Here is a 19993-nt window from a genome sequence, read left to right as displayed (position 1 = left end):
CTTTACGGTTCTACCAGCCCCGCTTACTCACGTGAGCGGGGCTTTTTGCGCTTTCCACGACGGCGTGCCGCCCGTCAGCAGGCGGGGCCAACCGTCGGCGTACTCCAGCCGGTCGAGCAGCAGTACCCGGCGCGAAAACCCCTGCTCGTCGTCAATGGCGTCGAAGGTAGGCTGGCGGGGGTCAATGGCGTGGTAGGCGAGCCAGTCGTGGCCGGCGGCATCGGTGATAACGCAGTTGTGGCCCGGGGCGTGCCAATGGTCGTTGGCGGCGAGCAGGGTGGCTTCGGGGTTGCCGGTGGCAGCAGTCAGGGTTTCAAACGGCCCCGTGGCCTGGCGCGACCGGGCCACTAACACAGCGTAGTGGGCTTGGGGGCCGCAACAGTTGTTGCCCGAATAAAACAGGTAGTACCACCCCTCGCGCAACACCACCCAGGCGCCCTCCACCAGCTGTTCGTAGCTACCAGCAGCGGCGTTACTGGCCGGAAGAATCAACTCAATGACCTCACTGCCGGGCAAAAAGCTCAGCCGGTCGGGTGCCAGTTCCTGCATCTTAATGGGTCCGAAGCCCGAGCCCCAGTACAGCCAGCGGCGGCCGGCGGCGGGGTCATCGAAGCTCATCGGGTCGAGGTCGACGAAGCCGGGGCCGCACTGCAACGGGGTGCCGCAATCCACGAACGGCCCGGCCGGGGAATCAGCCGAGGCGGCGCCCAGGCAGAAGCCGGTGCAGGTGTCGGGCAGGGCCGAGTAGTAGAGGTAGTAGCGCCCGGCGTGCTCACTGACGTGCGGTGCCCAGAACTTCTGGGTGTGCGCCGCCCACCGGGGCTTGTCGGGCATTCCTTCTCCCAACAATTCCCACGTAACCAAATCGGGGGAGCGGGCCACCTGTAGGTTGATGATCCGGCCCTGCCGCTTAGTTTGGGTACCGTAGGCGTAGTAATAGCCGTCCGCGGCCCGAATAATGGTCGGGTCGGGAAAGTCGTCGTCCCAGATGGGGTTGGTGTAGGTGCGAGCGGGCCGGGGAATTGCCATAAAGAGCCTTATACCGCGAGCTTAGCTTTCCGACTTGGGCGGCGTGCCCCGGAAGGCGTCGAGTTTGCTCACGGCGGGCAGCTTCACCGGCCGGTTGTCCCGCGCCGACTTGTAGATGGCCTCCATAATCAGCTGGTCCTGCAAGCCCTCTTCGCCGGGAGTGTAAGGCGTTTTGTTTTCGCGCACGCACTCGGCCATGTGGTCCATTTCGAGGGCAAACTGGCTTTTGTCGGGCACGGTGGGCTGCTCTTTCACCTCGTGGCCGTTAGGGGCGTGGGCCCGGGTCATTTTCAGGCCGTGGTAGGCAAAGCCGGGGTCCATATCGATCCAGCCGGCCTCGGCATACACGCGGTAGCGCTTGGCGTTGTAGGTGCCGTAGCCGGTGGCGCAGTTGGCAATAATGCCGCTGGGAAAGCGCAGCGTGAAGCTCACGTTTTCCTCAACTTCCGCGAAGCGCGCGTCGCCGGGCGTGCTGTAGATGCTGGCCGACACCTCGGTGGGCTCCTCACCAAGCAGGTAGCGGGTGGTATTGAGGCAGTACAGGCCGATGTCGGGCAGGGCACCGCCCCCGGCCAGGGTCTTTTTGTGGCGCCACTGGTCGTCGTGGACCTGGTTCTGCGTGTTTACGGCCTCAATCCATTTCACTTTGCCGTAGGTTTTGTTGCGGACCAGCTCGAACACTTGACGGTTGAGGGGCTCGTACTGAATTCGGTAGGCAATCATGAGCTTTTTACCGGCTTTTTCGCAGGCCTCAATCATCTGCCGGCACTCTTTGGCCGAGTTGGCCATGGGCTTTTCGCAGAGAATGTGCTTGCCGGCCTTGGCGCCCCGCACGGTGTATTCGGCGTGCATGGAGTTGGGCAGCACGATGTAAATGACTTCAACCTCGGGGTTGTCCTTGAGCTTATCGTAGGTTTCATAGGAGTAGCAGTTTTCGGGCTTGATGCCGTACTGCCGGGCCACCTTGCTCATCTTATCCGGGTCGCCGCTGACCAGCGCCACCGGCTTGGATTTCTTACAGTGAGCGAAGCCAGGCAGAATTTCTTCCAGCGTCAGGTGTCCCAGGCCCACAAGGGCGAAACCCACGCGCTGGTCGGGCGGCAGCGGGTTGGGCAGGGCGCCCGGCTGCGGGTCGGTGGCGGCCCCCAGCGGCGGCAGTTGCACGTCTGTTGGGCCGGTTTGCAGGGACGCCTTAGCGGTTTTGGCCGCCTGGGCTTCCGCCGCCGTGGTGGTGGCCACTACCAGACTCCCGGCCACGCTCACGGCCAGCAGGCCCCGGCCGGCCTGGTTGATAAACTGGCGGCGTGACCCGTCGTGCGAAGCCACGGCGGATGGAGTAATAGCTGGATCGGAATGCATAATAGCTGGTCAGGAGGTGAGAAACGGACAAAGCAGCCGACGTTTTCGACCGGCAACGCTGGTTGATCCTTACGTAGCGGGCTTGCCCGCAAGTTGCCTTTGCGTCGTATTTCCCGTGGCCGCACCCAACAAAAAGCCCCGGCCGCTGACGTGACCGGGGCTTTTCACAAGGCTAATAACTGTCTATTGGGCGACCACCAGCTTGCGGTACGTAGTGCCTGTGGCCTGCACCAGGCGCACGGTGTAGAGGCCCGAGGCCAGGTTCAGCTGGCTCACCGACAGCGCGTAGGAGTGCGGGCCGGCGCTCTGCTGCTCATCCTGCGCCAGCACGCTCACCGGGCGGCCCAGGTTATCGAGCACTTCCAGCGTCACGCGCGAAGCCTTGGGCAGCGAGTACGACAGCGTGGTGCTGCCACCCTGCACCGGGTTGGGAAACACGTCGAGGGCGGCCAGTTCCTGGGCGGGAGCCGCAGCCGTCACGCCGCCGCGGCTGTACCAGATGGGCGACGTTACGATACGGTCGCCGTCGTTCTGGATGATGATGGCGTAGTAGTAATAGGCCGAATTCGGTACGTTGGTGTCGGTGTAGGTGAGGGCGGCGGTGCCGGCGGGCGTGGTAGCTACCGACACGGCATTGACGCCGTTGGCGGGTACGCCCCGCATCAGGGTGATGGAGCGCACGGACTCATTGTCGCCGTCGGCCACATTCACGCTCAACGAAGCGTTGCCGGTACCTTCCATGATGGTACCCATCGGCTGGCCGTTCAGAGTGAAATTCACTTGGGCATTCCAGTCATCGGAGGCGAAGAAGCGGCGGTTGCGCAGGGCCTGCATCAGGTTGGCTTTGGTCAGCGTCGGCGACAGAATTACCAGGCGGCCGGGCGTGGTGCGGCCGAAGGTAGTGTTGTGGTTGTCGTGGTCGAGGCTGATGCCGACGTGGTAGCCCTTGGCCAGCATGCGCTGATAAGTGCTTTCGTAGGAGCCCGTCGAGGCGTTAGAGTAGGTGACGTTGGTGGACGTGGCCGGGCCGGAGCGCAACGGCGTGCCTACCACGGAGCTGTCGGCGCGCGGGCTGAAGGCGGCCGTGCCGGCCAGGTTGCCGTAGTCGCCGCTCTGCGGGTGAGCAAACAGGGCAAAAGCCCCGGGCCGGCGGTTGATTTGCTTAAACAGGCTCTGATAGTCGTTTTTGGCTACGAACACGTTGAAGTTGCCGGCTTCCCAGCCCAGCAGCTGATCTACGCCATACACCAGAATGTGGCCGCCACCCGAAATAACGCCCCACTCCATACCGTACAGGGCCACGAAGCTGGCCGTGGTGAGGCTATCGGCCTGCCGCAGGCCCTTGGCGTAGTTCGGCAGGCTCATGCCAGCCTGGGCGTGGTTATGCTCCGAAATTCCGAGAAAGTCCAGGTGCAGCGAGGCCTTAGCAAAGCTGTAGTCCTGGGCGGGCGTGGCGGCGTGGGAAGTGGCTTCGTCCTGGTTGCCGTCGGAATAAGCCGAGTGGGCGTGCAGGTTGCCGTAGTAAAACTGGTAGGTCTGCGCCTGCGCACGGGCCGAGGTAGCCCAGCAGAAAACTGCCAGGAGAAGAGTTAAGGTTTTTTTCATTAGGGCAATAGGTGAGAAAAGAGCGGGAAGCAAAGATACTATTTTGCCCGTATGATCATCGTACAGATTTTTGCTCTATCCCGGTTCAGAAATTATTGCCAGTCAGAATTTTAGCAAAATACCCTGGCACAAAGCCGCTGGGTGCGACTTTCTCCCGCTCCCTGCCAATGTGAAAACACCCTCAAAAAAATCCTGCGACACGAAGTTGGATTGAGCAAAGAAACGTTGCGAGCCCGGAGCAGCCAGTTCAGCTTAGCGACTCAGCTTGCCGGTCAGCGTGTCGTCGGCCGGGTTGGGTACCAGGTTGCGTAGTTCATACTTCTTCAGCCACATGTAGGCCGTAGCCAGATCCTCGAACCCCACCACCGCGGGCGGCCCCAGCAGCGGCAGCAGCCCTTCCGTAGCCTGCCGCGACTCGAAATGCCGCGGGTACACCCAGGCCAGGCATTCGAGGCCCGCGGCCCGCATTTCGCGCAGCCAGGCAATACCGCCCTCCGTAATCTGAAAGCTGGTGTGAATGATGTTGGAGTTGTCGTTCAGGATTTTGCGGCAGGGCTGCCGCCGCAGGGCTTCCAGCATCAGCAGGCAGCCCTGCCGCGACGAATCCTGGTCGTGCACGCCCTTCCAGTCCGAATACAGCCAGCCATTGTCCTGGTCGAAGGCAATGGAAATTCCGGCGGTATCGATGAGAGGAATAAGGTTCATGCCCGGGCAGAACAGCTGAAACTGGGAAACAAGCAAAAATACGGGGGCGGGATTCAAAAGGTCCTGCTGCGGGTGCGAAATCGTTTTCTACTGGCCTCCGCGCTGGCACTGCTGCAGCCACTGCATGGCGGCCAGCTCTTCCGTGAAACGCTCCACTTGGTAAGGCCGGCCGTCGAAATACGTCAGGGCCGGCACGGAATTGTCGGCCTCCAGCTCCCGCAGGTGGGTGGGAGCAAACAGGTACGCCAGATACACCTTGTGGTGGATCTGGCCCGCCAGCTGGGGAAAAAACACGTCCATCATCCACTGCGTGCCGTCCTGGTTGGCCGAGTCGCGGCGCCGGGCATCCACCAGCCAGCACCAACACTGGTGCGTGGCCGCTTCGGCCAGCAGCGCCTGGTAGCCCTGCTGGAGTTCGGCCAGGGTCGTTTGCCGCATCCAGCGCAGCACGAGCACCCGTAGCTCCGGGCGGTACGTGACCTGCAGAAAATCAAGCGTAGAAATCAGGGGCATACGGCGCGCAATGCAAACGAATAAGACCCGAAAAGTAGGTAAAAATCAGGGCATTATCAACTACGTAAGTCGGACCCCGGCCGGCCGTAAAAAAGCCCAGCTCCGGCCGCCTGGGCAACCAAAGCTGGGCTGATGGAAACAAAATCAGGCTAGCGGGCGGGGCTCACGCTGCCGCCGCTGCTGGTCTGCGACCGGGTCAGGCGGGCCCCACCCTTGTAGCGCACGCTGCCCCCGCTGGAGGCCTGGGCCGCCAATTCCCCGGCCACCTGCACTTCGGCCGTGGCCCCGCTGCTGGCGCGCACGTCGGCCGTGGTGCTTTGCAGCGGATAGGCGTGGTAGGAGCCTCCACCGCTCACCGTGGCCACCTGCCGGGCCGCCGTACCGTTCAGATACACCGAGCCGCCCCCGGAAACCTCACTGGTCAGGTCCTTGGCCGCCAGGGCCATATCGACGGAAGCGCCACCGCTGGCGCTGAGCCGGAAGCTGCTGACGGTAAATGGCGTGGTGCCTTTGGCCGTGGCGCCCCCGCTTACGGCCAGCTCCGTGAGCCGGGGGCAGGTCACGTAGATGGTGGCCCGGCGGTTGTTGCGCAGCGACAAGCTGGATTCCCAGCCGATTTCCAGCGCCCCGTCCTTCACCGTGGTCTGCAGCTGGGACTGGACCTCGGGCGTAGCCTCCACCACTACAGCGGTGGCAGCGCCCGGAGTTAGAACGACTTTGACACCTCCCCCGGCGTGCACGGCCTGAAACGTGGCAACGGAACGGGTTTGCTTTACTTGTTGGGCCTGGGCCGTAGTCGTGACGCCGAGGGCGGCACCAAAAAGCAGGGCGAGAACAGCGTTTTTCATGGGAGCAGGGGGTAGATGGTTCAGTTCGGTCAGATGCGGACCCGGGGCCGGGGGTTGCCCAAGCCACTCAACTTTTCCCGGGCCTTCGGTGGCGGGCCCAAGCGCCGACCACGCCGCCGGCTGGCCTACGCCGGCACGGCCGCCTCGCGGTTGTACTTGCTGCGGTACTGCTTGGGCGACAGGCCCGTGACACGCTTGAAGGTGACGCGGAAGGCCTTGGGGTCGGAATAGCCCACGTTGTACATCACCTCGTTCACGTTTTCCCGCCCCGACTCCAGGCTGCTCTTGGCTACTTCCACCTTCACCCGCTGAATGTATTCCACCACCGAGTTCGACGTGGCCTTCTTAAAGCGCCGCTCCAGGTTGCGCCGGCCCAGCGCCAGCATTTCGGCCAGCTGGTCCACCGATATTTTCTCCCGATAGTTGGTTTCGATGTAAGTCTGGGCCTTTTTGATGAGCTCGTCCTCGTGTTCCTTCTGCCCATTGAAGACCACGAAGGCCGACTGACTGACCCGCTCGATGTCAATTTGGAATACTTTGGCGCAAAACACCGCCATTTCCCGGCCCGCGTACTTCTCAATCAGGTACAGCACCAAGTTCAGGTAGGAAATCGCGCCCCCGCTCGAGTAGATACCGTGCTCGTCGGTAATCAGTTGGTCTTCCACCAGCTCGACCTGCGGAAACAGGCGCCGGAACTCGTGGGCGGCGGCCCAGTGAGTGGTGCACCGGCGGCCCGTAATCAGGCCGGTGGCGGCCAGCAGAAAAGCGCCCATGCACAAGCTGGCCACTTCGGCCCCGCCCTGGTACTGCTGCACAATCCAGGGCAACAAGGCACGGTTGTGCTCCAGCGCCTGCTCCAGGTCGCCATCCACGGCCGGAATCACGACCAGATCCGTTTGGCCCACGTCTGGCAGCAGCTCGTCGGCGGCCACGGTGTAGAGGCCCCCGCAAACGGAGGTAGCCGGCTCGAGGCCCACGAGCTGCACCCGAAACAGCGGGGGCTGGCCCATGCGTCGCAGCAGGGCATTCACTTCCGAAAACACGAGCCGCGGACCCTCGATGCTGCCCAGAATGGCTCCCTTGGGAACCAGGATTGCAATGTGCTTCATGGCTTCAAGCTGAAATATCGTTGTGTCGCAATTAACCCGGAATTAGTCGGAAATGCCCCTGTGGGAGCCCCGGCCGCTTTACTAATTTTGTTGGCGTCGAAAGATTAAATGTAGCGAATATTACTACATTTATTAGCAAACGGGTTTCCTTTTCTTTTTTCACCCTCCTTTTTTTCACCCCATGAATACGCCCCGCCTCACCCCCTACCTCACGTTCAACGGCAACTGCCGCGAGGCCATGACCTTCTACCAGCAGTGCCTCGGCGGCGAGCTGACGGTGCAAACCTTCGCGGGTACGCCGGCCGCCGAGCAGGTAGCACCCGAAGCCCTGCAAAACGTGATGCACGCCATCCTGACCACCCCCGACATGGTGCTGATGGCCTCCGATTCGGGCCTGGGCTTCGCGGCCAAGGGCGACATGATTTCCCTGTCTATTAATTGTCAGAGCGCCGAGGAAATCCAGCGTCTGTACAGATTGCTCTCAGCCGGCGGTACCATCAACATGGAGCTGCAGGACACGTTCTGGGGCGCCACCTTCGGCATGTTCGCCGACCAGTACGGCATCGACTGGATGCTCAACTACGACAAGCCTCAGCCCGCCCAGCAGTAAGTAGCCCCGAAGCCCGGGCGCCGAACGGCACCCGGGCTTCGGGACTTCCCGCCTCATTTTCTCCCCACCCTTTCTTTCTGCGCTATGAAAAAGCTAAATCTGTTTTACTGGCTGACCACCGGCCTGCTGGCCGCCCTGATGACGCTGTCGGGCGTCAGCAACCTGCTCAGCGTGCCCGAAGCCATTGCCGGCCTGCAGCACCTGGGCTACCCGGCCTATTTGTCGCCTTTTCTGGGCGTGGCCAAGCTGCTGGGCGTAGTTGCTTTGCTCGTGCCGGGCTTTCCACGCCTGCGGGAGTGGGCTTACGCCGGTTTCGTGTTTGATTTGGCCGGGGCCCTGTACTCGGGCGTGGCCGTCGGTGACCCCGCGGCGCAGTGGCTACCCATTCTGGTCGGCTTTGCCCTGATTGCGGCGTCTTACCAGCTCAACCGCCGCCGCACCGGGGCTGCGGCTTTTGCCCCGGCCACCGGCAGCCTGTCGACGGCCGCGTAAGCTTCTGCGCCCGATGATACCCTAGTCAGTACTCGGCCGCTTTCCCGCCGAAGCCGAAAGCCTGCCTACCTTTCCGCCGGCGGTATCCACCAGCCGGCCCGCCCGGCACGAGTAGCCGCCGCTTTTCCACCCCGACCCGAAACACCTCCGCGCTATGGTAGAAGTGTTCAAAACCAACGTCCGCGCCCGGCGCCACGCCCGGCAGCTGCTGGCCCAGATTCACCACGATTTTCAGGACTACCGGGCCAGCTTCGACCTCGAAGACTGTGACCGAATTCTGCGGGTGGAAAGCCCGGGCGCCTTCATCCCCCCCGCCGGCCTGATTCAGCTCCTGCGCGAAGCCGGCTTCCACGCCGAGGTGCTGCCCGACGAGAGTTAAGCCCGGCCTAGCTCGCCTAAGGCCGTCTACCTACCAGGGGCTGATGCCGGTTTCCGGGGCGTTATCGTCGCTGAAAAACTGGCTGGTCGGGCCGTCGGGGCCCAACAGCGCGGCTTTCACCACGCGGGCGGCGGCATCGGCCACGGTGCCCGGGCCGCTGTAGTGGTTGAAGTCGGTGGCGGTGTAGCCTGGGTCCACGGCGTTGACCTTGAAGGGCGTGTCGCGCAGCTCGTAGGCCAGCATAATGGTGTAGGCGTTCAGCGCAGCCTTAGAGGGCTGGTAGGCGGCCCCTTTCACGGCGTAGTACTTCCAGCTTGGGTCGTTGTGGAGCGTCAGGGAGCCCAGGCCCGAGGTGACGTTGACGATGCGGGGCGCCACCGACTCCCGCAGCAGGTCGATAAAGGCCTGCGTCACCTCGATTACCCCGAACACGTTAGTGTCGAACACTTCCCGGATGGTCGTGAGGCTGGTGGTGAGGGCGGGCTGCGACATGCCGCCCAGGATGCCCGCGTTGTTGATGAGCACGTCCAGCACGGGTGTTTTCTGGCCCAAGGCCGCGCGGGCGGCGGTAATGGAGGCGCTATCTGTCACGTCGAGCAGCAGGGGCTCCACCTGGGTGAGGCCTTCGGCGCGGAGCTGGTCGGCAGCCTGCTGGCCCTTGTGGGCGTCGCGGCTGCCCAGGTACACGTAGTAGCCGAGCCGGAGCAGCTGGCGGGCGGCTTCGAAGCCGATGCTTTTGTTGGCGCCGGTAATGAGGGCAGTTTTCATAAGGAAGCTGGTCAGGTGGTTAATGAACAGCACAAAACTACCGGCGCCGCCCGCCGCCGCCGGCACCCATTCCGCGGCATTACTGGTACATTTTGCGGCTGATGCTGCGGTACTCGGCCGGGGTCACGCCGGTTTCGCGCTTGAAGAAGCGGCCGAAGTACGAGGGCTCGGCAAATCCGAGGTCGAAGGCAATTTCCTTGAGCGGGCTGGGCGAGTACAGCAGCAGGCGGCGGGCTTCCAGCACCAGCCGCTCGTGCAGGTGCTTGATGGCGGGCTTGCCGCTCTGGGCTTTTACCACCTCACTCAAATGCCCCGCCGACAGGTGCAGCAGCTCCGCGTAGGCGCCCACCTCGTGCAGCTCCCGAAAGCACTCTTCCACCTTCGCCTGGTAGGCCCGCAGCACCCGCTGGTCGGCCGAGGGCTCAGCAGCCGGATACTGCTCGGCGTACAGCCGGCTCAGGTAGGTGAGCAATACGGTCAGGTGGGCCGTGAGCATGCGGTGCTGCCACTCCCCGGGGCGGCGGTACTCGGTTTCCAGCCGGGCCAGCTGCTCTTCCACGAAAGTTGTATCGGCTGACGTGAGAACCAGCTCGTGCCCGTGGCGAAGGTTCTGAATCAGCGGCAGGCTGCGCAACACGGCGTTTTGCTCGAGGGCCAGCAACTCGTTGGTAAAGGTGAGGTGAGTGCTCCACGAAGGCGTTGGGTCTTCCTTTACCAGAATCTGACTCGGGTTGGTGAAATAGATGCGGTTGTCCTGCCGGTCGTAGGGCGTACCGTCAACCCAGTGGCGGCCGCGGTTGTGGCGCACAAACACGAGCAGGTAGTACGCCTTGCGGTGGGGCAGCAGCAGATCGGCCTCGTACACCAGCCCACCCTCCGACCGCGCCATGGTAAACCAGGGGTTGCCGACGGCCGCGTCGGGCCGAAACGGGTGGACCGGAACAACCGGCGGGCGGGAAAGCGTGGGCATAGGCCAAAATTACGGCTTTTGCTTAAAGCCGGCGGCCCACCGGCGGCGGCGGGCGGGGCTACCGTAGCGTTTTTGCCGGGCAGCCCCTACCTTCCGGCCGCCGCCCGCGCCGGCGCTTCACCCTTGGCCCTCCTTACGCGATGCACGAAAATATCTTGTTGGTTCTGGGCCTGCTGTTTGCCATGCTGCTACTGGTGATGCTGAGCCAGAAGCTGCGCATTTCCTACCCCATCTTTCTGGTGCTGGCCGGGCTGGCCCTGGGCTTCGTGCCCGGCCTGCCACCCATCGTCATCGACCCGGAGCTGATTTTCCTGATTTTCCTGCCGCCCCTGCTCTACCAGGCCGCCTGGGAAACTTCCTGGCGCGACTTCTGGCGCTGGCGCCGCCCCATCGGACTGCTGGCGTTTGGCCTGGTGTTCTTTACTTCCACCATCGTGGCCTACGCCTCCCGGGCCCTGATTCCGGGCTTCACGCTGCCGCTGGGCTTTCTGCTGGGCGGCATCATTTCGCCCCCCGACGCGGTGGCGGCCACCTCGGTGCTGAAAGGCATCAAGGTGCCCCGGCGGGTGACCAGCATCCTGGAAGGCGAAAGCCTGATCAACGACGCCAGCAGCCTGATTGTGTTCCGCTTTGCCCTGGCCGCGGTGATATCGGGCACGTTTGTGTGGCAGCAGGCCGCCACGAGCTTCGTGCTGGTCAGCCTGATGGGCCTCGTGGTGGGCTTGGTGGTTTCCCACGGCTTCTACCTGATTCACCGCTACCTGCCCACCACGCCCAGCATCAACACCGTGCTGACCTTTCTGGCGCCCTACGTGATGTACCTGCTGGCCGAGGACTTTCACTTCTCGGGCGTGCTGGCCGTGGTTAGCGGGGGCCTGCTGATGTCGTTTCGCTCCCACCGGGTGTTTGATGCCGACACCCGCATCCAGACCAACAGCGTGTGGGCCAGCGTGGGCTTTGCGCTCAATGGGCTGGTGTTTATCCTCATCGGGCTGGAGCTGCCCCAGGTAGTGCAGGGACTGGGCTCCTATTCGCTGCGGCAGGCCATTTTCTACGGACTCGTTATCAGCGGGCTGGTGATTGTAATCCGGCTGCTGTGGATGTACCCGGCAGCCTTCGTGCCGCGCTGGTGGAGCTATTCCATCCGGACCACCGAAGTCAGCCCCGGCTGGCAGGGCCCGCTGGTGATTGGCTGGGCCGGCATGCGCGGGGTGGTGTCGTTGGCCTCGGCTTTGTCGGTGCCCCTGCTGCTGACCAACGGGCAGGCTTTTCCCCAGCGCAACCTGATTCTGTTTATCACCTTCGTGGTGATTCTGGTCACGCTCGTCTTCCAGGGCCTCACCCTACCCCTGCTGATCCGCTTCACCGGCATTGCCGACCAGGACGACGCCATGCCGCCCGAGGAGCAGGAAGCCGGTATCCGCCTGCATCTGCGCCGGGCGGCGCTGGCCCACCTGGCCCAGCACTACGAGGCCGACATCCGGGAAAATGAGCTCATCAGCGCCCTGCAGCAGCGCATGCAGGCCGAGGCCCAGCGCACCGGCAACCTGCTCGACGCCCTCGACTACGACGAAAGCAAGCGCCAGGCCCTGCAACGCTACCACCAGGTGCTGCTCGACGTGCTTCAGGTGCAGCGCGAGCAGCTGTTCGTGCTGCGCGCCGGCGACACGTTCGAGGAAGAAATGCTCCGCCACCAGGAAGCCCAGCTCGACCTCGACGAAGCCAAAATCAACCACATGCCGCACTAGCGCCATCCTTTCCTACAAGGCAATGGGCCTCCCCGATCCGCGAATCAGGGAGGCCCTTTGCTTTCATACTGCCAAAACTTAGCCCAGCTTCTTGTAGCGGACGCGCTTCGGCTCTACGTCGCCGAGGCGCTTTTTCTTGGCTTCCTCGTAGTCGGAGAAGTTGCCCTCGAACCAGACCACTTCCGAGTCGCCCTCGAAGGCCAGGATGTGGGTGGCCAGCCGGTCGAGGAACCACCGGTCGTGCGAGATGATGACGGCGCAGCCGGCAAAGTTCTCCAGCGCGTCTTCCAGGGCCCGGATAGCGTTAACGTCCAGGTCGTTGGTGGGCTCATCGAGCAGGAGAAGGTTGGCGCCCTGCTTGAGGGTAGTGGCCAGGTGTACCCGGTTCCGCTCCCCGCCCGAGAGGCTGCCGACCTTCTTTTCCTGGTCGCCGCCGCGGAAGTTGAAGTTGCCCACGTAGGCTCGGGCATTCACCGGGCGCCCGGCCAGCAGCATGGTTTCGGTGCCGCCCGAAATGGTTTCGAACACCGACTTGTTGGGGTCCAGCGTGTCGTGCTGCTGGTCCACGTAGGCGTACTGCACCGTGGGACCGACTTCGAAGTTGCCGGCGTCGGGCTGCAATTGCTCGGTAATGAGGCGAAACAGCGTGGACTTACCCGCGCCGTTGGGCCCGATGATGCCCACAATGCCACCCTGGGGCAGCGAGAAGCTCAGGTCGTGGAACAGCAGCTTGTCGCCGAAGGCCTTGGTGATGCCGTGGGCCTCGATAACCTGCCCGCCCAGGCGGGGGCCGTCGGGGATGAATAGCTCCAGGCGCTGCTCTTTCTCCTTGGCTTCCTCACTGGCCAGCTTGTCGTAGCCGGCCACGCGGGCCTTGCTCTTGGCCTGCCGGGCCTTGGGCGACATGCGCACCCACTCCAGCTCCCGGGCCAGGGTTTTCTGGCGCTTGCTTTCGGTTTTCTCCTCCTGAGCCAGGCGGGTCGACTTCTGCTCCAGCCAGGAGGAGTAGTTGCCCTTCCACGGAATACCCTCGCCGCGGTCCAGCTCCAGAATCCAGCCCGCCACGTTGTCGAGGAAGTACCGGTCGTGGGTTACGGCAATGACGGTGCCCTTGTACTGCTGCAAGTGCTGCTCGAGCCAGAGCACCGACTCAGCGTCGAGGTGGTTGGTGGGCTCGTCGAGCAGCAGCACGTCGGGTTCCTGCAGGAGCAGGCGGCACAACGCCACGCGGCGCTTTTCCCCGCCCGAGAGGTTGCCGATGATGGCGTCGCCGTCGGGAGTGCGCAGCGCGTCCATGGCCCGCTCCAGCTTGGAGTCCAGGTTCCAGGCGTCGAGCTGGTCGAGGCGCTCCTGCACGGTGCCCTGCCGTTCGAGTAGCTTGTCGAAGTCGGCATCCTCGGCCCCGAAGGCCTCGTTGATTTCGTCGAATTCCTTGAGCAGCGCTACGGTTTCAGCCACGCCTTCCTGCACCACTTCGAGTACGGTCTTGGTCGGGTCGAGCTGGGGCTCCTGCTCCAGGTAGCCCACCGTGTAGCCCGGCGACCAGACCACTTCGCCTTGAATCTGCTTGTCGACGCCGGCAATAACCTTGAGCAGCGAGGACTTACCCGAGCCGTTCAAGCCCAGCACCCCGATTTTGGCGCCGTAAAAAAACGAGAGGTAGATGTTTTTGAGAACTGTTTTCTGGGGCGGGTAGACTTTGGTCACGCCGGCCATCGAAAAGATAATCGTCTGGTCGCTCATGGGCGGGGGCTGGGAGGTAAATGGAACAACGGGTAACCAGCCGGCGGCCGGCGGGCTTCCCCGGAAAAGGCAGGTGCGGGCGGCGGCCGGTTGGCTCTGGCTGCTGCGCGCTCCAAATTTCAAGTATTTAACCGAAAAACCACCGGCTTTCCGGCGCGCCGTCCGTTATTCTGCTCCGGCAGCGCGCCTTTGCGGGGGTGGGCCCCGGCTCCAAGGGCATGCACCCAAGCCCCTGCCTCGCCCCGGCGCCGACGGCCGCAGTTGCACCCGCGCCAACCAGCTGAGCCGCTGATTTTCCCGTCGTTACGCCTTAACCCTGGAGCTTTTTCTTACGTTGGCCAAGGCAGCTCCGCCGTTGAGTTTCGTGCATCCGCCCGCGGCCTTCGGGCCGGCCGGGCAGCTTTGCGGACGACGCCGGGGCAGCAGAGTCAGCTTATTTGCCAGCCATACCGTAAACTTGTAAAGCATTCCGCTCTGATTTCCTTTCTGACCACCTAGTTCTTTTAGCGTCACCCGCGCTGTTTATTGTATGGAACAACATGACCACCTACTGGCCGAAGCCCGCCGTTATGGCTACATCGAGGGCGACCAAGTGTGGCTCCGGCCCTTCATGGACCTGCCCGCCCGCCAGGTTGGGCTGGTAAAAGAATCCGACGAGGCGGCCCTGCACTACTTCGCCCAGCGCTTCGAAACCTTCCACGGCAAGGTCGACGAGCTGCTGCAGAAGATGGAGGAGTCCGACAACAAGGGCTCTTTCCTGATGAAGGCCCTGCACCTGAAAGACCAGATTGCCACCTACGACGGCCTCGGCGACTTCGAAGCCATTCACCGCCGCCTCACGGAGGCCGAGGAGGCTATCAAGGTGACCATTGCCCGCAACCGGGAGAAGAACCTGACCACCAAAATCAGCCTAATTCAGGAAGTGGAGGCCCTGCGCGACGTGGTGGACTGGCAGGAAGCCGGCGAAAAGCTCAAGGACCTGCGCCAGGGCTGGATCAAAACCGGGCCCGTTGATAAGCAGTTGACCGAGGAGCTCGAATCCCGGTTTCACTCCGCCGTGGAAGACTTTTTCCTGCGCAAAAAGGAATTCATGGCCGAGAAGAAGGCCATGGTCAACCGCGTCTACGACAAGTATAAAGACCTGATTCACAAGTCGGAGGCTCTGCAGCACTCCAACGACTTCGACGAGACCACCAAGAAGCTCAAGCAGCTCCAGCTCGACTGGCGCGAGGTGGGCGGCTCCTTGCCCCGCAAGCAGGCCAATGAGCTCTGGACTCGCTTCCGGGCGGCGCACAACCTGTTTTTTGAGCGCCTCAAGGAACACATCAGCACCAAGGCCCGCACCGATTCCGACGTGGCCGCCGCCAGCAGCGGCACCGACAACCTGGCCAAAAAACGCGCCCTGGTAGCCGAGGCCGACGCCCTGCTCACCCGCCCCATGAACGAAGCCGTAACCCGGGCCAAGGAGCTGCAGGCAGCCTGGAAAAAAGTCGGGCCCGTGCGCGGCGAAGAGTCGGACCGGGTGTGGGAGCAGTTTATCCTGGCCTGCGACAAAGTATTCGAAATGAGTGCCCTGGAGCACTTCGTACGCAAGCGCCAGGCCACCACCGGCACGCCCGCGGGCACGCCCGAGGAGCAGGTCAACCTGCGGATTCAGGCCCTGCGCGAGTTTATCAAGTACGACCGGCAGGAGCAGGACGTGCTGGAGGAAAACCTGGGCAAGCTCAGCGACACGCCCGGCAACGAGGCTTTCCGCACCATGCTGCAGGGCAAAATCCGCGCGTTTGAGCGCAAAACCCGCACGAAGAATGAGCTCATCGAGCTTCTGCGCAAGCGCTTGCCGGCGTAGGCCAACATTCACGCTGATTTTACGTTGTGCCTGCTAAAGCAACCCTATCTCTCCTATTGGGTTCTGTTGCTTGCTGGGCAAACCCAACTGCCGGATAATTGGCTTGAAACCACTACTTTTGCCAACCTTTTTTTTGTAGCACCCACGACTATGTACTGGACACTGGAACTCGCTTCGTATTTGGAAGATGCTCCCTGGCCTGCCACCAAGGATGAATTGATTGACTACTCTATCCGCTCGGGCGCCCCGATGGAAGTGGTAGAGAACCTGCAGGCTCTGGAAGACGACGGCCAGCCCTACGAGAACATCGAGGAAGTTTGGCCCGACTATCCGACCAAAGAGGACTTCATGTTCAACGAGGACGAGTACTAAAGGTCAGAACGTAGAGCCTAGATTTTAGAACCCAGACCGTTTTCTCTGGTCGGCAGTGTTTGTACCACTTCTCCGTTCTGATGTCTCAGCTTTCGGTTCTCAACGTTGAAAATCTGGTTGCGGGGTATGAACAGCGCGTTCTGCTCCGCAACCTTTTTTTGTGCGTGCCTGCGCCGGCCTTCGTGGCCATCATCGGGCACAATGGCTGCGGCAAAACCACCCTGTTTCGCGCCCTCACCGGCCAGCTTTCCTACCAGGGCACCATCCACATCGGCGGCCACGACCTGCGCACGCTGCGCCGGCCGGCGGCCAATGGGGTGCTGGCCCACCTGCCCCAGCGCGGGGTCGTGGGCTTTCCCATCGACGTGCGGGAGCTGGTGGTAATGGGGCGCTTCCGCCACCACCGCTTCCTGAGCGCCTACGGCGCCGCTGATTACGCCCTGGCCACCGAGGCCTTGCGCAGCGTGGGAGCCGCCCACCTCGCCCACCGCGACTTCACCGAACTGTCGGGGGGGGAGCAGCAACTGGTGTGGCTGGCCCAACTGGCCCTGCAGGATGCCGGACTCTACCTACTCGACGAGCCCACCCAGCAGCTCGACGTGTACTACCGCCGCCGCGTGTTCAGCCTGCTGCACGAGTGGGTGGCGGCCGCGGGCAAAACGGTACTCTGCATCACCCACGACCTCGATAACCTGGCCGAGATGCCCGGCTACCTGCTCAACCTGTCCCGCCCCGTTCCCCAGCTCCAGCCCCTCTCTTCTGCCCTGGTTCAAGCCGAGCGGGAATTCCTGGAAAGCGAAGCCAGCCTGGCGGTGAAATGGTGAACTTGTGAAGTGGTGAGTTTGCTTTTCAACCTGCGCCAGTGGCGCGGATGGCGCGAAAAGCGCAGAACCGCGTTGCCAGAACCTCAATTCACCATTTCATACGTTCACCACTTCACCGCCTCCCCGGCCAGCCGCGCAGCACGTGGCCGATGGAGCGCAGGAAGGGCCAGGGCGTCACGGACTGCATCACGCGCAGGTTGTCCAGGGCGGAGGTCTTTTCGTCGAGGAAGTCGAGGATGCGCTCCAGGGGGTTGCGGGCAAATAGCTCGGCAAAAATGTCCCGGGTCCGCTCGCCTTGGCGCTGCATGATGTCGAGCAGCAGGGTATCGAAGAAGCGGAACTGCCATTGGTCGCCGGTGGAGTCCGGGGGTGGGGCGCCGGTTTGGGCCAGGGCCGCCACCAGCCGGGCGCTGTGCGCCTGAATGCGCTTGAAAGCGTAGCCCGTGCTGGGTTTGGCCCGCCCCGCCCGGGTACCCAGGTTGATGATATGGGTCCCGTCGCGCGGCGGCAGCGGGTGGTCAGTCATCGGGATGGCACCCACCTCTTGCGCCGTAATCTGATAGCTTTTCACCCCCAACGTCGTGGTCAGGTAGTCGTGCAGGGCGGCTTCGTACTCGGCCTGGGGCAGCACCTGCTCCGAAAACAGCGTGTACTCGACCAGGGCCCGGCGCGAACTAAAGGGCAGCACGTACATGAAGCGCGCCTCTTGCTGCTGCGGGCCCCGAAAATCCATGAATTCCACCGTCGTGGGGTCGAATACGTCTTGCTCTGTTTCTACCTCCCAGCCCACAAAATGCTGGAGCTGGTAGCGGTAGCGCCCGGGCTGCGGACTGATAACCGGCGGGCGGCTGTCGAAGGCGTAGCGGGCGGTGAAGCGGCCGGCCGAGGTGTGTGCCACCGCGCCGTCGGCCGTATTTTCGAGCTTTTCCACCGTAGCCCGCACCAGCGTAAACTGCGGATTGTCGGCCAGGGCGGCCCGCACGAAGCGGTAAAAGTCCAGGCCCCGAATCATTTTGTAGCGGTGGCGCGGCAGCTGAAACACCCGCTCAAACTGCGGGCTCCGAAACGCCAGCCGCCCCCACTCGTGCGCCACAATCTCGTCGAAGAGCGTGGGCGCATCGGCCCAGAACGACCAGGTCCGGTCGTTCTGGTCTTTGGCCTCGGGCTCGAGCAGCAGCACCCGTTGCGCCTGCAGGCGGGGCTCCCGGGCTAGGTGGTAGGCCAAGCTTAGCCCGGCGGCCCCGCCCCCCGCTATTACGTAGTCGAAATCGTGCTTCACGGACGCAAGAAAGGCACCCGCCGGGGAATAATCTTCCGGCGGGTGCCTTTCCTACGCGCTGATGGCGCGTTATTTCTCCACAGCCAGCGCGGCGGGCGCCTCGGCCAGGTCGCGCAGGGCGTCCAGAATGTCGGCGTCGAGCTGGGCGCTGAAGTGCTGGCGCCCGGGCAGAATGCTCACGTTGGAGCTAAGCCGCTCCACCCACAGCTGCTCGTTTTCCTGGTAACCCGAGGTGTAGGGGTCGTCGTCGGAAAGCAGCACGGTGAGCTTGTGGGCCGGAATCAGGCGCCGGGCCGCTTCGTAGTCGATGGGGGCGTGAATCCAGTTGAGAATATCCTGCCAGGGGCTGTCGACGGAAAACCAGCCCGCCACGCACAGCACCCCGCCCACCTGGGGCGGATGGACGGGAAACTGCTCGGCGGCCTGGGCCAGGTAGTGCAGAATGGCCAGGCAGCCCACACTGTGTCCTACCAGATATATGTTCTCGTTGAGCTCCCGCGGGGGCAGCACGGTCGCCAGGTAGTCGTTGGCCTGCTCGATGGTGGGCAAGTCCCAGGCGGGCATCGTGAGCAGGTGGACTTCGTAGGTAACGGGGGAATCGGACAACGATTCCAACTGACGCTTCAGCCAGGGATACCAGTCGTCGTGGGCGGAGCCAGCCCAGCGGGGCACAACATACACGTGTTTGGTGGCACTCATATGAGCAGAGGTGTGGGTAGTGAGCGGATTGATACAACTGCACTAAGCGGCGACAATTCACAAAAGTTTAAAACAAACCCAAAATAGTACAGTGCTTTTATCACTGCAAGCTGGGCCATAAAAAAAGCCGGACGCAAGCGCCCGGCTTTCCAGCAGCTTCTGCCCTTCGCTTAGAAGTTGGGCGAGAGCAGGTATTTCGAGTAGAAGTCGTCGATGATTTTCACGGCCGAGGCCGCGTCGTCCACGAGCTGCACGAGGTCCATATCTTCGGGCGAGATGTTGTGCTCGTCTTCCAGCATGGCCTGCTGAATCCAGTCGAACATCCCCTGCCAGTACTTGGTACCCACGAGTACAATCGGGAAACGACCGATTTTCTTCGTCTGAATCAGCGTAATTGCCTCAAACAGCTCATCCAGCGTGCCGAAGCCGCCGGGCATGCCGATGAAGCCCTGAGCGTACTTCACAAACATCACCTTGCGCACGAAGAAGTAATCGAAGTTGATGACTTTGTCCGGGTCGATGTAGATGTTGTGGAACTGCTCGAAGGGCAGCTCAATGTTGAGGCCCACCGAGCGGCCACCCTCGGAGCGGGCGCCCTTGTTGCCAGCCTCCATGATGCCGGGGCCGCCGCCCGTAATAACGCCGTAGCCGTGGCGCACCAGCTTGGCCGCAATTTCCTCGGCCATCTGATAGTACGGGTTGTCGGGCTTGGTGCGGGCCGAGCCGAAGATGGATACGCAGGGCCCGATTTTGGACATCTTCTCGAAGCCCTCCACGAACTCGGCCATCACCTTGAAGATCTGCCAGGAGTCGGCAATCTTAATTTCGTTCCAGTCCTTGTCCACGAAAGCCTTGCGGATGCGCTGCTCGTCGTCGAGCTGCACGGTGCGCTCCCCGTGGGTCTGCTCCCGGATGTCGCTGATGGTGGTGACTTTGTTATCGTTGACGTCGGGCTGACGAATAGTCTGGCCGCTGCCGGCGTTCAGAACTTCGTCGGAGAGCTTGGTCCGGCTCGTTTTTTTGAGTTTGGTCATGGCTACGGAGTGGGATTGGCAGGGCCGGCAGTAGGCAAAAGAGCCCGTAGCGGCCCGG

General features: G+C 62.7%; 20 protein-coding genes. 7 read left to right on the top strand and 13 right to left on the bottom strand.

The genetic code is table 11. The features are described 5' to 3' along the window. Positions 1 to 27: 27 nt before the first annotated feature. From EWM57_RS09180 to EWM57_RS09150, 7 genes are all read right to left on the bottom strand, one after another. The gene (locus EWM57_RS09180) at positions 28 to 1029 is read right to left on the bottom strand and encodes a glycoside hydrolase family 43 protein (protein WP_129920846.1); all 1002 of its coding nucleotides are present in this window, start codon (positions 1027 to 1029) and stop codon (positions 28 to 30) included. A 21-nt stretch (positions 1030 to 1050) separates the two neighbouring features. Beyond that, on the bottom strand, positions 1051 to 2388 hold the full coding sequence (locus EWM57_RS09175; protein ID WP_129920845.1) for a Gfo/Idh/MocA family protein: 1338 nt from the start codon (positions 2386 to 2388) through the stop codon (positions 1051 to 1053). Positions 2389 to 2571: 183 nt separating this feature from the next. Then, positions 2572 to 3993 (bottom strand): CehA/McbA family metallohydrolase, encoded by a 1422-nt coding sequence (locus EWM57_RS09170; RefSeq protein ID WP_129920844.1) that lies wholly within the window; start codon positions 3991 to 3993, stop codon positions 2572 to 2574. Between the two features lie 252 nt (positions 3994 to 4245). Further along, positions 4246 to 4698 carry a hypothetical protein gene (locus EWM57_RS09165; RefSeq protein WP_129920843.1) on the bottom strand — a complete coding sequence of 151 codons (453 nt, stop codon included), beginning with the start codon at positions 4696 to 4698 and terminating at the stop codon, positions 4246 to 4248. 87 nt (positions 4699 to 4785) lie between these two features. Next, positions 4786 to 5211, bottom strand: coding sequence for a hypothetical protein (locus tag EWM57_RS09160; RefSeq protein ID WP_129920842.1), 426 nt, complete (start codon positions 5209 to 5211; stop codon positions 4786 to 4788). Positions 5212 to 5360: 149 nt separating this feature from the next. After that, entirely contained in the window at positions 5361 to 6059 is a 699-nt protein-coding gene (locus EWM57_RS09155; RefSeq protein ID WP_129920841.1) for a head GIN domain-containing protein, read from the bottom strand. 125 nt (positions 6060 to 6184) lie between these two features. Continuing rightward, complete coding sequence (locus tag EWM57_RS09150) at positions 6185 to 7168, bottom strand: GlxA family transcriptional regulator (protein WP_129920840.1); 984 nt, start codon at positions 7166 to 7168, stop codon at positions 6185 to 6187. Positions 7169 to 7349: 181 nt separating this feature from the next. Here EWM57_RS09150 and EWM57_RS09145 point away from each other — a divergent pair, with 181 nt between their 5' ends. From EWM57_RS09145 to EWM57_RS09135, 3 genes are all read left to right on the top strand, one after another. After that, complete coding sequence (locus EWM57_RS09145; RefSeq protein ID WP_129920839.1) at positions 7350 to 7778, top strand: VOC family protein; 429 nt, start codon at positions 7350 to 7352, stop codon at positions 7776 to 7778. 84 nt (positions 7779 to 7862) lie between these two features. Then, the gene (locus tag EWM57_RS09140) at positions 7863 to 8270 is read left to right on the top strand and encodes a DoxX family protein (protein ID WP_129920838.1); all 408 of its coding nucleotides are present in this window, start codon (positions 7863 to 7865) and stop codon (positions 8268 to 8270) included. Between the two features lie 154 nt (positions 8271 to 8424). After that, positions 8425 to 8649 carry a hypothetical protein gene (locus EWM57_RS09135; RefSeq protein WP_129920837.1) on the top strand — a complete coding sequence of 75 codons (225 nt, stop codon included), beginning with the start codon at positions 8425 to 8427 and terminating at the stop codon, positions 8647 to 8649. Between the two features lie 30 nt (positions 8650 to 8679). Here EWM57_RS09135 and EWM57_RS09130 read toward each other — a convergent pair whose 3' ends face one another. Further along, a complete protein-coding gene (locus EWM57_RS09130; RefSeq protein ID WP_129920836.1) occupies positions 8680 to 9417 on the bottom strand; it encodes an SDR family oxidoreductase in 738 nt (245 codons plus the stop codon). Between the two features lie 79 nt (positions 9418 to 9496). Next, the gene (locus EWM57_RS09125) at positions 9497 to 10387 is read right to left on the bottom strand and encodes an AraC family transcriptional regulator (protein WP_129920835.1); all 891 of its coding nucleotides are present in this window, start codon (positions 10385 to 10387) and stop codon (positions 9497 to 9499) included. Between the two features lie 140 nt (positions 10388 to 10527). On the opposite strand from EWM57_RS09125, the gene EWM57_RS09120 reads away from it, so the two are divergent. Continuing rightward, on the top strand, positions 10528 to 12135 hold the full coding sequence (locus tag EWM57_RS09120; protein WP_129920834.1) for a Na+/H+ antiporter: 1608 nt from the start codon (positions 10528 to 10530) through the stop codon (positions 12133 to 12135). A gap of 78 nt (positions 12136 to 12213) precedes the next feature. On the opposite strand, the gene ettA is transcribed toward EWM57_RS09120, so the two are convergent. After that, the gene (gene ettA / locus EWM57_RS09115) at positions 12214 to 13878 is read right to left on the bottom strand and encodes an energy-dependent translational throttle protein EttA (RefSeq protein WP_129920833.1); all 1665 of its coding nucleotides are present in this window, start codon (positions 13876 to 13878) and stop codon (positions 12214 to 12216) included. A gap of 529 nt (positions 13879 to 14407) precedes the next feature. Here ettA and EWM57_RS09110 point away from each other — a divergent pair. From EWM57_RS09110 to EWM57_RS09100, 3 genes are all read left to right on the top strand, one after another. After that, the gene (locus EWM57_RS09110) at positions 14408 to 15727 is read left to right on the top strand and encodes a DUF349 domain-containing protein (RefSeq protein ID WP_129920832.1); all 1320 of its coding nucleotides are present in this window, start codon (positions 14408 to 14410) and stop codon (positions 15725 to 15727) included. A gap of 150 nt (positions 15728 to 15877) precedes the next feature. Further along, positions 15878 to 16099, top strand: coding sequence for a DUF2795 domain-containing protein (locus EWM57_RS09105; protein WP_019948259.1), 222 nt, complete (start codon positions 15878 to 15880; stop codon positions 16097 to 16099). An 80-nt stretch (positions 16100 to 16179) separates the two neighbouring features. Continuing rightward, the gene (locus EWM57_RS09100; protein WP_129920831.1) at positions 16180 to 16923 is read left to right on the top strand and encodes an ABC transporter ATP-binding protein; all 744 of its coding nucleotides are present in this window, start codon (positions 16180 to 16182) and stop codon (positions 16921 to 16923) included. Between the two features lie 112 nt (positions 16924 to 17035). Here EWM57_RS09100 and EWM57_RS09095 read toward each other — a convergent pair whose 3' ends face one another. The 3 genes from EWM57_RS09095 to EWM57_RS09085 form a co-directional block, all read right to left on the bottom strand. After that, the gene (locus tag EWM57_RS09095) at positions 17036 to 18202 is read right to left on the bottom strand and encodes a lycopene cyclase family protein (protein WP_129920830.1); all 1167 of its coding nucleotides are present in this window, start codon (positions 18200 to 18202) and stop codon (positions 17036 to 17038) included. Between the two features lie 69 nt (positions 18203 to 18271). Next, positions 18272 to 18901 (bottom strand): RBBP9/YdeN family alpha/beta hydrolase, encoded by a 630-nt coding sequence (locus tag EWM57_RS09090; RefSeq protein WP_129920829.1) that lies wholly within the window; start codon positions 18899 to 18901, stop codon positions 18272 to 18274. A 170-nt stretch (positions 18902 to 19071) separates the two neighbouring features. Next, on the bottom strand, positions 19072 to 19935 hold the full coding sequence (locus EWM57_RS09085; protein WP_129920828.1) for an LOG family protein: 864 nt from the start codon (positions 19933 to 19935) through the stop codon (positions 19072 to 19074). Positions 19936 to 19993: the final 58 nt, after the last annotated feature.

The sequence above is a fragment of the Hymenobacter persicinus genome (assembly GCF_004167665.1).
Classification (GTDB): Bacteria; Bacteroidota; Bacteroidia; order Cytophagales; family Hymenobacteraceae; genus Hymenobacter; species Hymenobacter persicinus.
Note: the sequence above shows the minus strand (reverse complement) of the source record. Positions and strands in the feature narration are given on the sequence as shown.

What these genes read in the sequence shown, in the direction of transcription:
- EWM57_RS09180 (WP_129920846.1), bottom strand. Translation starts at nt 1,029, where the DNA reads ATGGCAATTCCCCGGCCCGCTCGCACCTACACCAACCCCATCTGGGAC.
- EWM57_RS09175 (WP_129920845.1), bottom strand. Translation starts at nt 2,388, where the DNA reads ATGCATTCCGATCCAGCTATTACTCCATCCGCCGTGGCTTCGCACGAC.
- EWM57_RS09170 (WP_129920844.1), bottom strand. Translation starts at nt 3,993, where the DNA reads ATGAAAAAAACCTTAACTCTTCTCCTGGCAGTTTTCTGCTGGGCTACC.
- EWM57_RS09165 (WP_129920843.1), bottom strand. Translation starts at nt 4,698, where the DNA reads ATGAACCTTATTCCTCTCATCGATACCGCCGGAATTTCCATTGCCTTC.
- EWM57_RS09160 (WP_129920842.1), bottom strand. Translation starts at nt 5,211, where the DNA reads ATGCCCCTGATTTCTACGCTTGATTTTCTGCAGGTCACGTACCGCCCG.
- EWM57_RS09155 (WP_129920841.1), bottom strand. Translation starts at nt 6,059, where the DNA reads ATGAAAAACGCTGTTCTCGCCCTGCTTTTTGGTGCCGCCCTCGGCGTC.
- EWM57_RS09150 (WP_129920840.1), bottom strand. Translation starts at nt 7,168, where the DNA reads ATGAAGCACATTGCAATCCTGGTTCCCAAGGGAGCCATTCTGGGCAGC.
- EWM57_RS09145 (WP_129920839.1), top strand. Translation starts at nt 7,350, where the DNA reads ATGAATACGCCCCGCCTCACCCCCTACCTCACGTTCAACGGCAACTGC.
- EWM57_RS09140 (WP_129920838.1), top strand. Translation starts at nt 7,863, where the DNA reads ATGAAAAAGCTAAATCTGTTTTACTGGCTGACCACCGGCCTGCTGGCC.
- EWM57_RS09135 (WP_129920837.1), top strand. Translation starts at nt 8,425, where the DNA reads ATGGTAGAAGTGTTCAAAACCAACGTCCGCGCCCGGCGCCACGCCCGG.
- EWM57_RS09130 (WP_129920836.1), bottom strand. Translation starts at nt 9,417, where the DNA reads ATGAAAACTGCCCTCATTACCGGCGCCAACAAAAGCATCGGCTTCGAA.
- EWM57_RS09125 (WP_129920835.1), bottom strand. Translation starts at nt 10,387, where the DNA reads ATGCCCACGCTTTCCCGCCCGCCGGTTGTTCCGGTCCACCCGTTTCGG.
- EWM57_RS09120 (WP_129920834.1), top strand. Translation starts at nt 10,528, where the DNA reads ATGCACGAAAATATCTTGTTGGTTCTGGGCCTGCTGTTTGCCATGCTG.
- ettA (WP_129920833.1), bottom strand. Translation starts at nt 13,878, where the DNA reads ATGAGCGACCAGACGATTATCTTTTCGATGGCCGGCGTGACCAAAGTC.
- EWM57_RS09110 (WP_129920832.1), top strand. Translation starts at nt 14,408, where the DNA reads ATGGAACAACATGACCACCTACTGGCCGAAGCCCGCCGTTATGGCTAC.
- EWM57_RS09105 (WP_019948259.1), top strand. Translation starts at nt 15,878, where the DNA reads ATGTACTGGACACTGGAACTCGCTTCGTATTTGGAAGATGCTCCCTGG.
- EWM57_RS09100 (WP_129920831.1), top strand. Translation starts at nt 16,180, where the DNA reads ATGTCTCAGCTTTCGGTTCTCAACGTTGAAAATCTGGTTGCGGGGTAT.
- EWM57_RS09090 (WP_129920829.1), bottom strand. Translation starts at nt 18,901, where the DNA reads ATGAGTGCCACCAAACACGTGTATGTTGTGCCCCGCTGGGCTGGCTCC.
- EWM57_RS09085 (WP_129920828.1), bottom strand. Translation starts at nt 19,935, where the DNA reads ATGACCAAACTCAAAAAAACGAGCCGGACCAAGCTCTCCGACGAAGTT.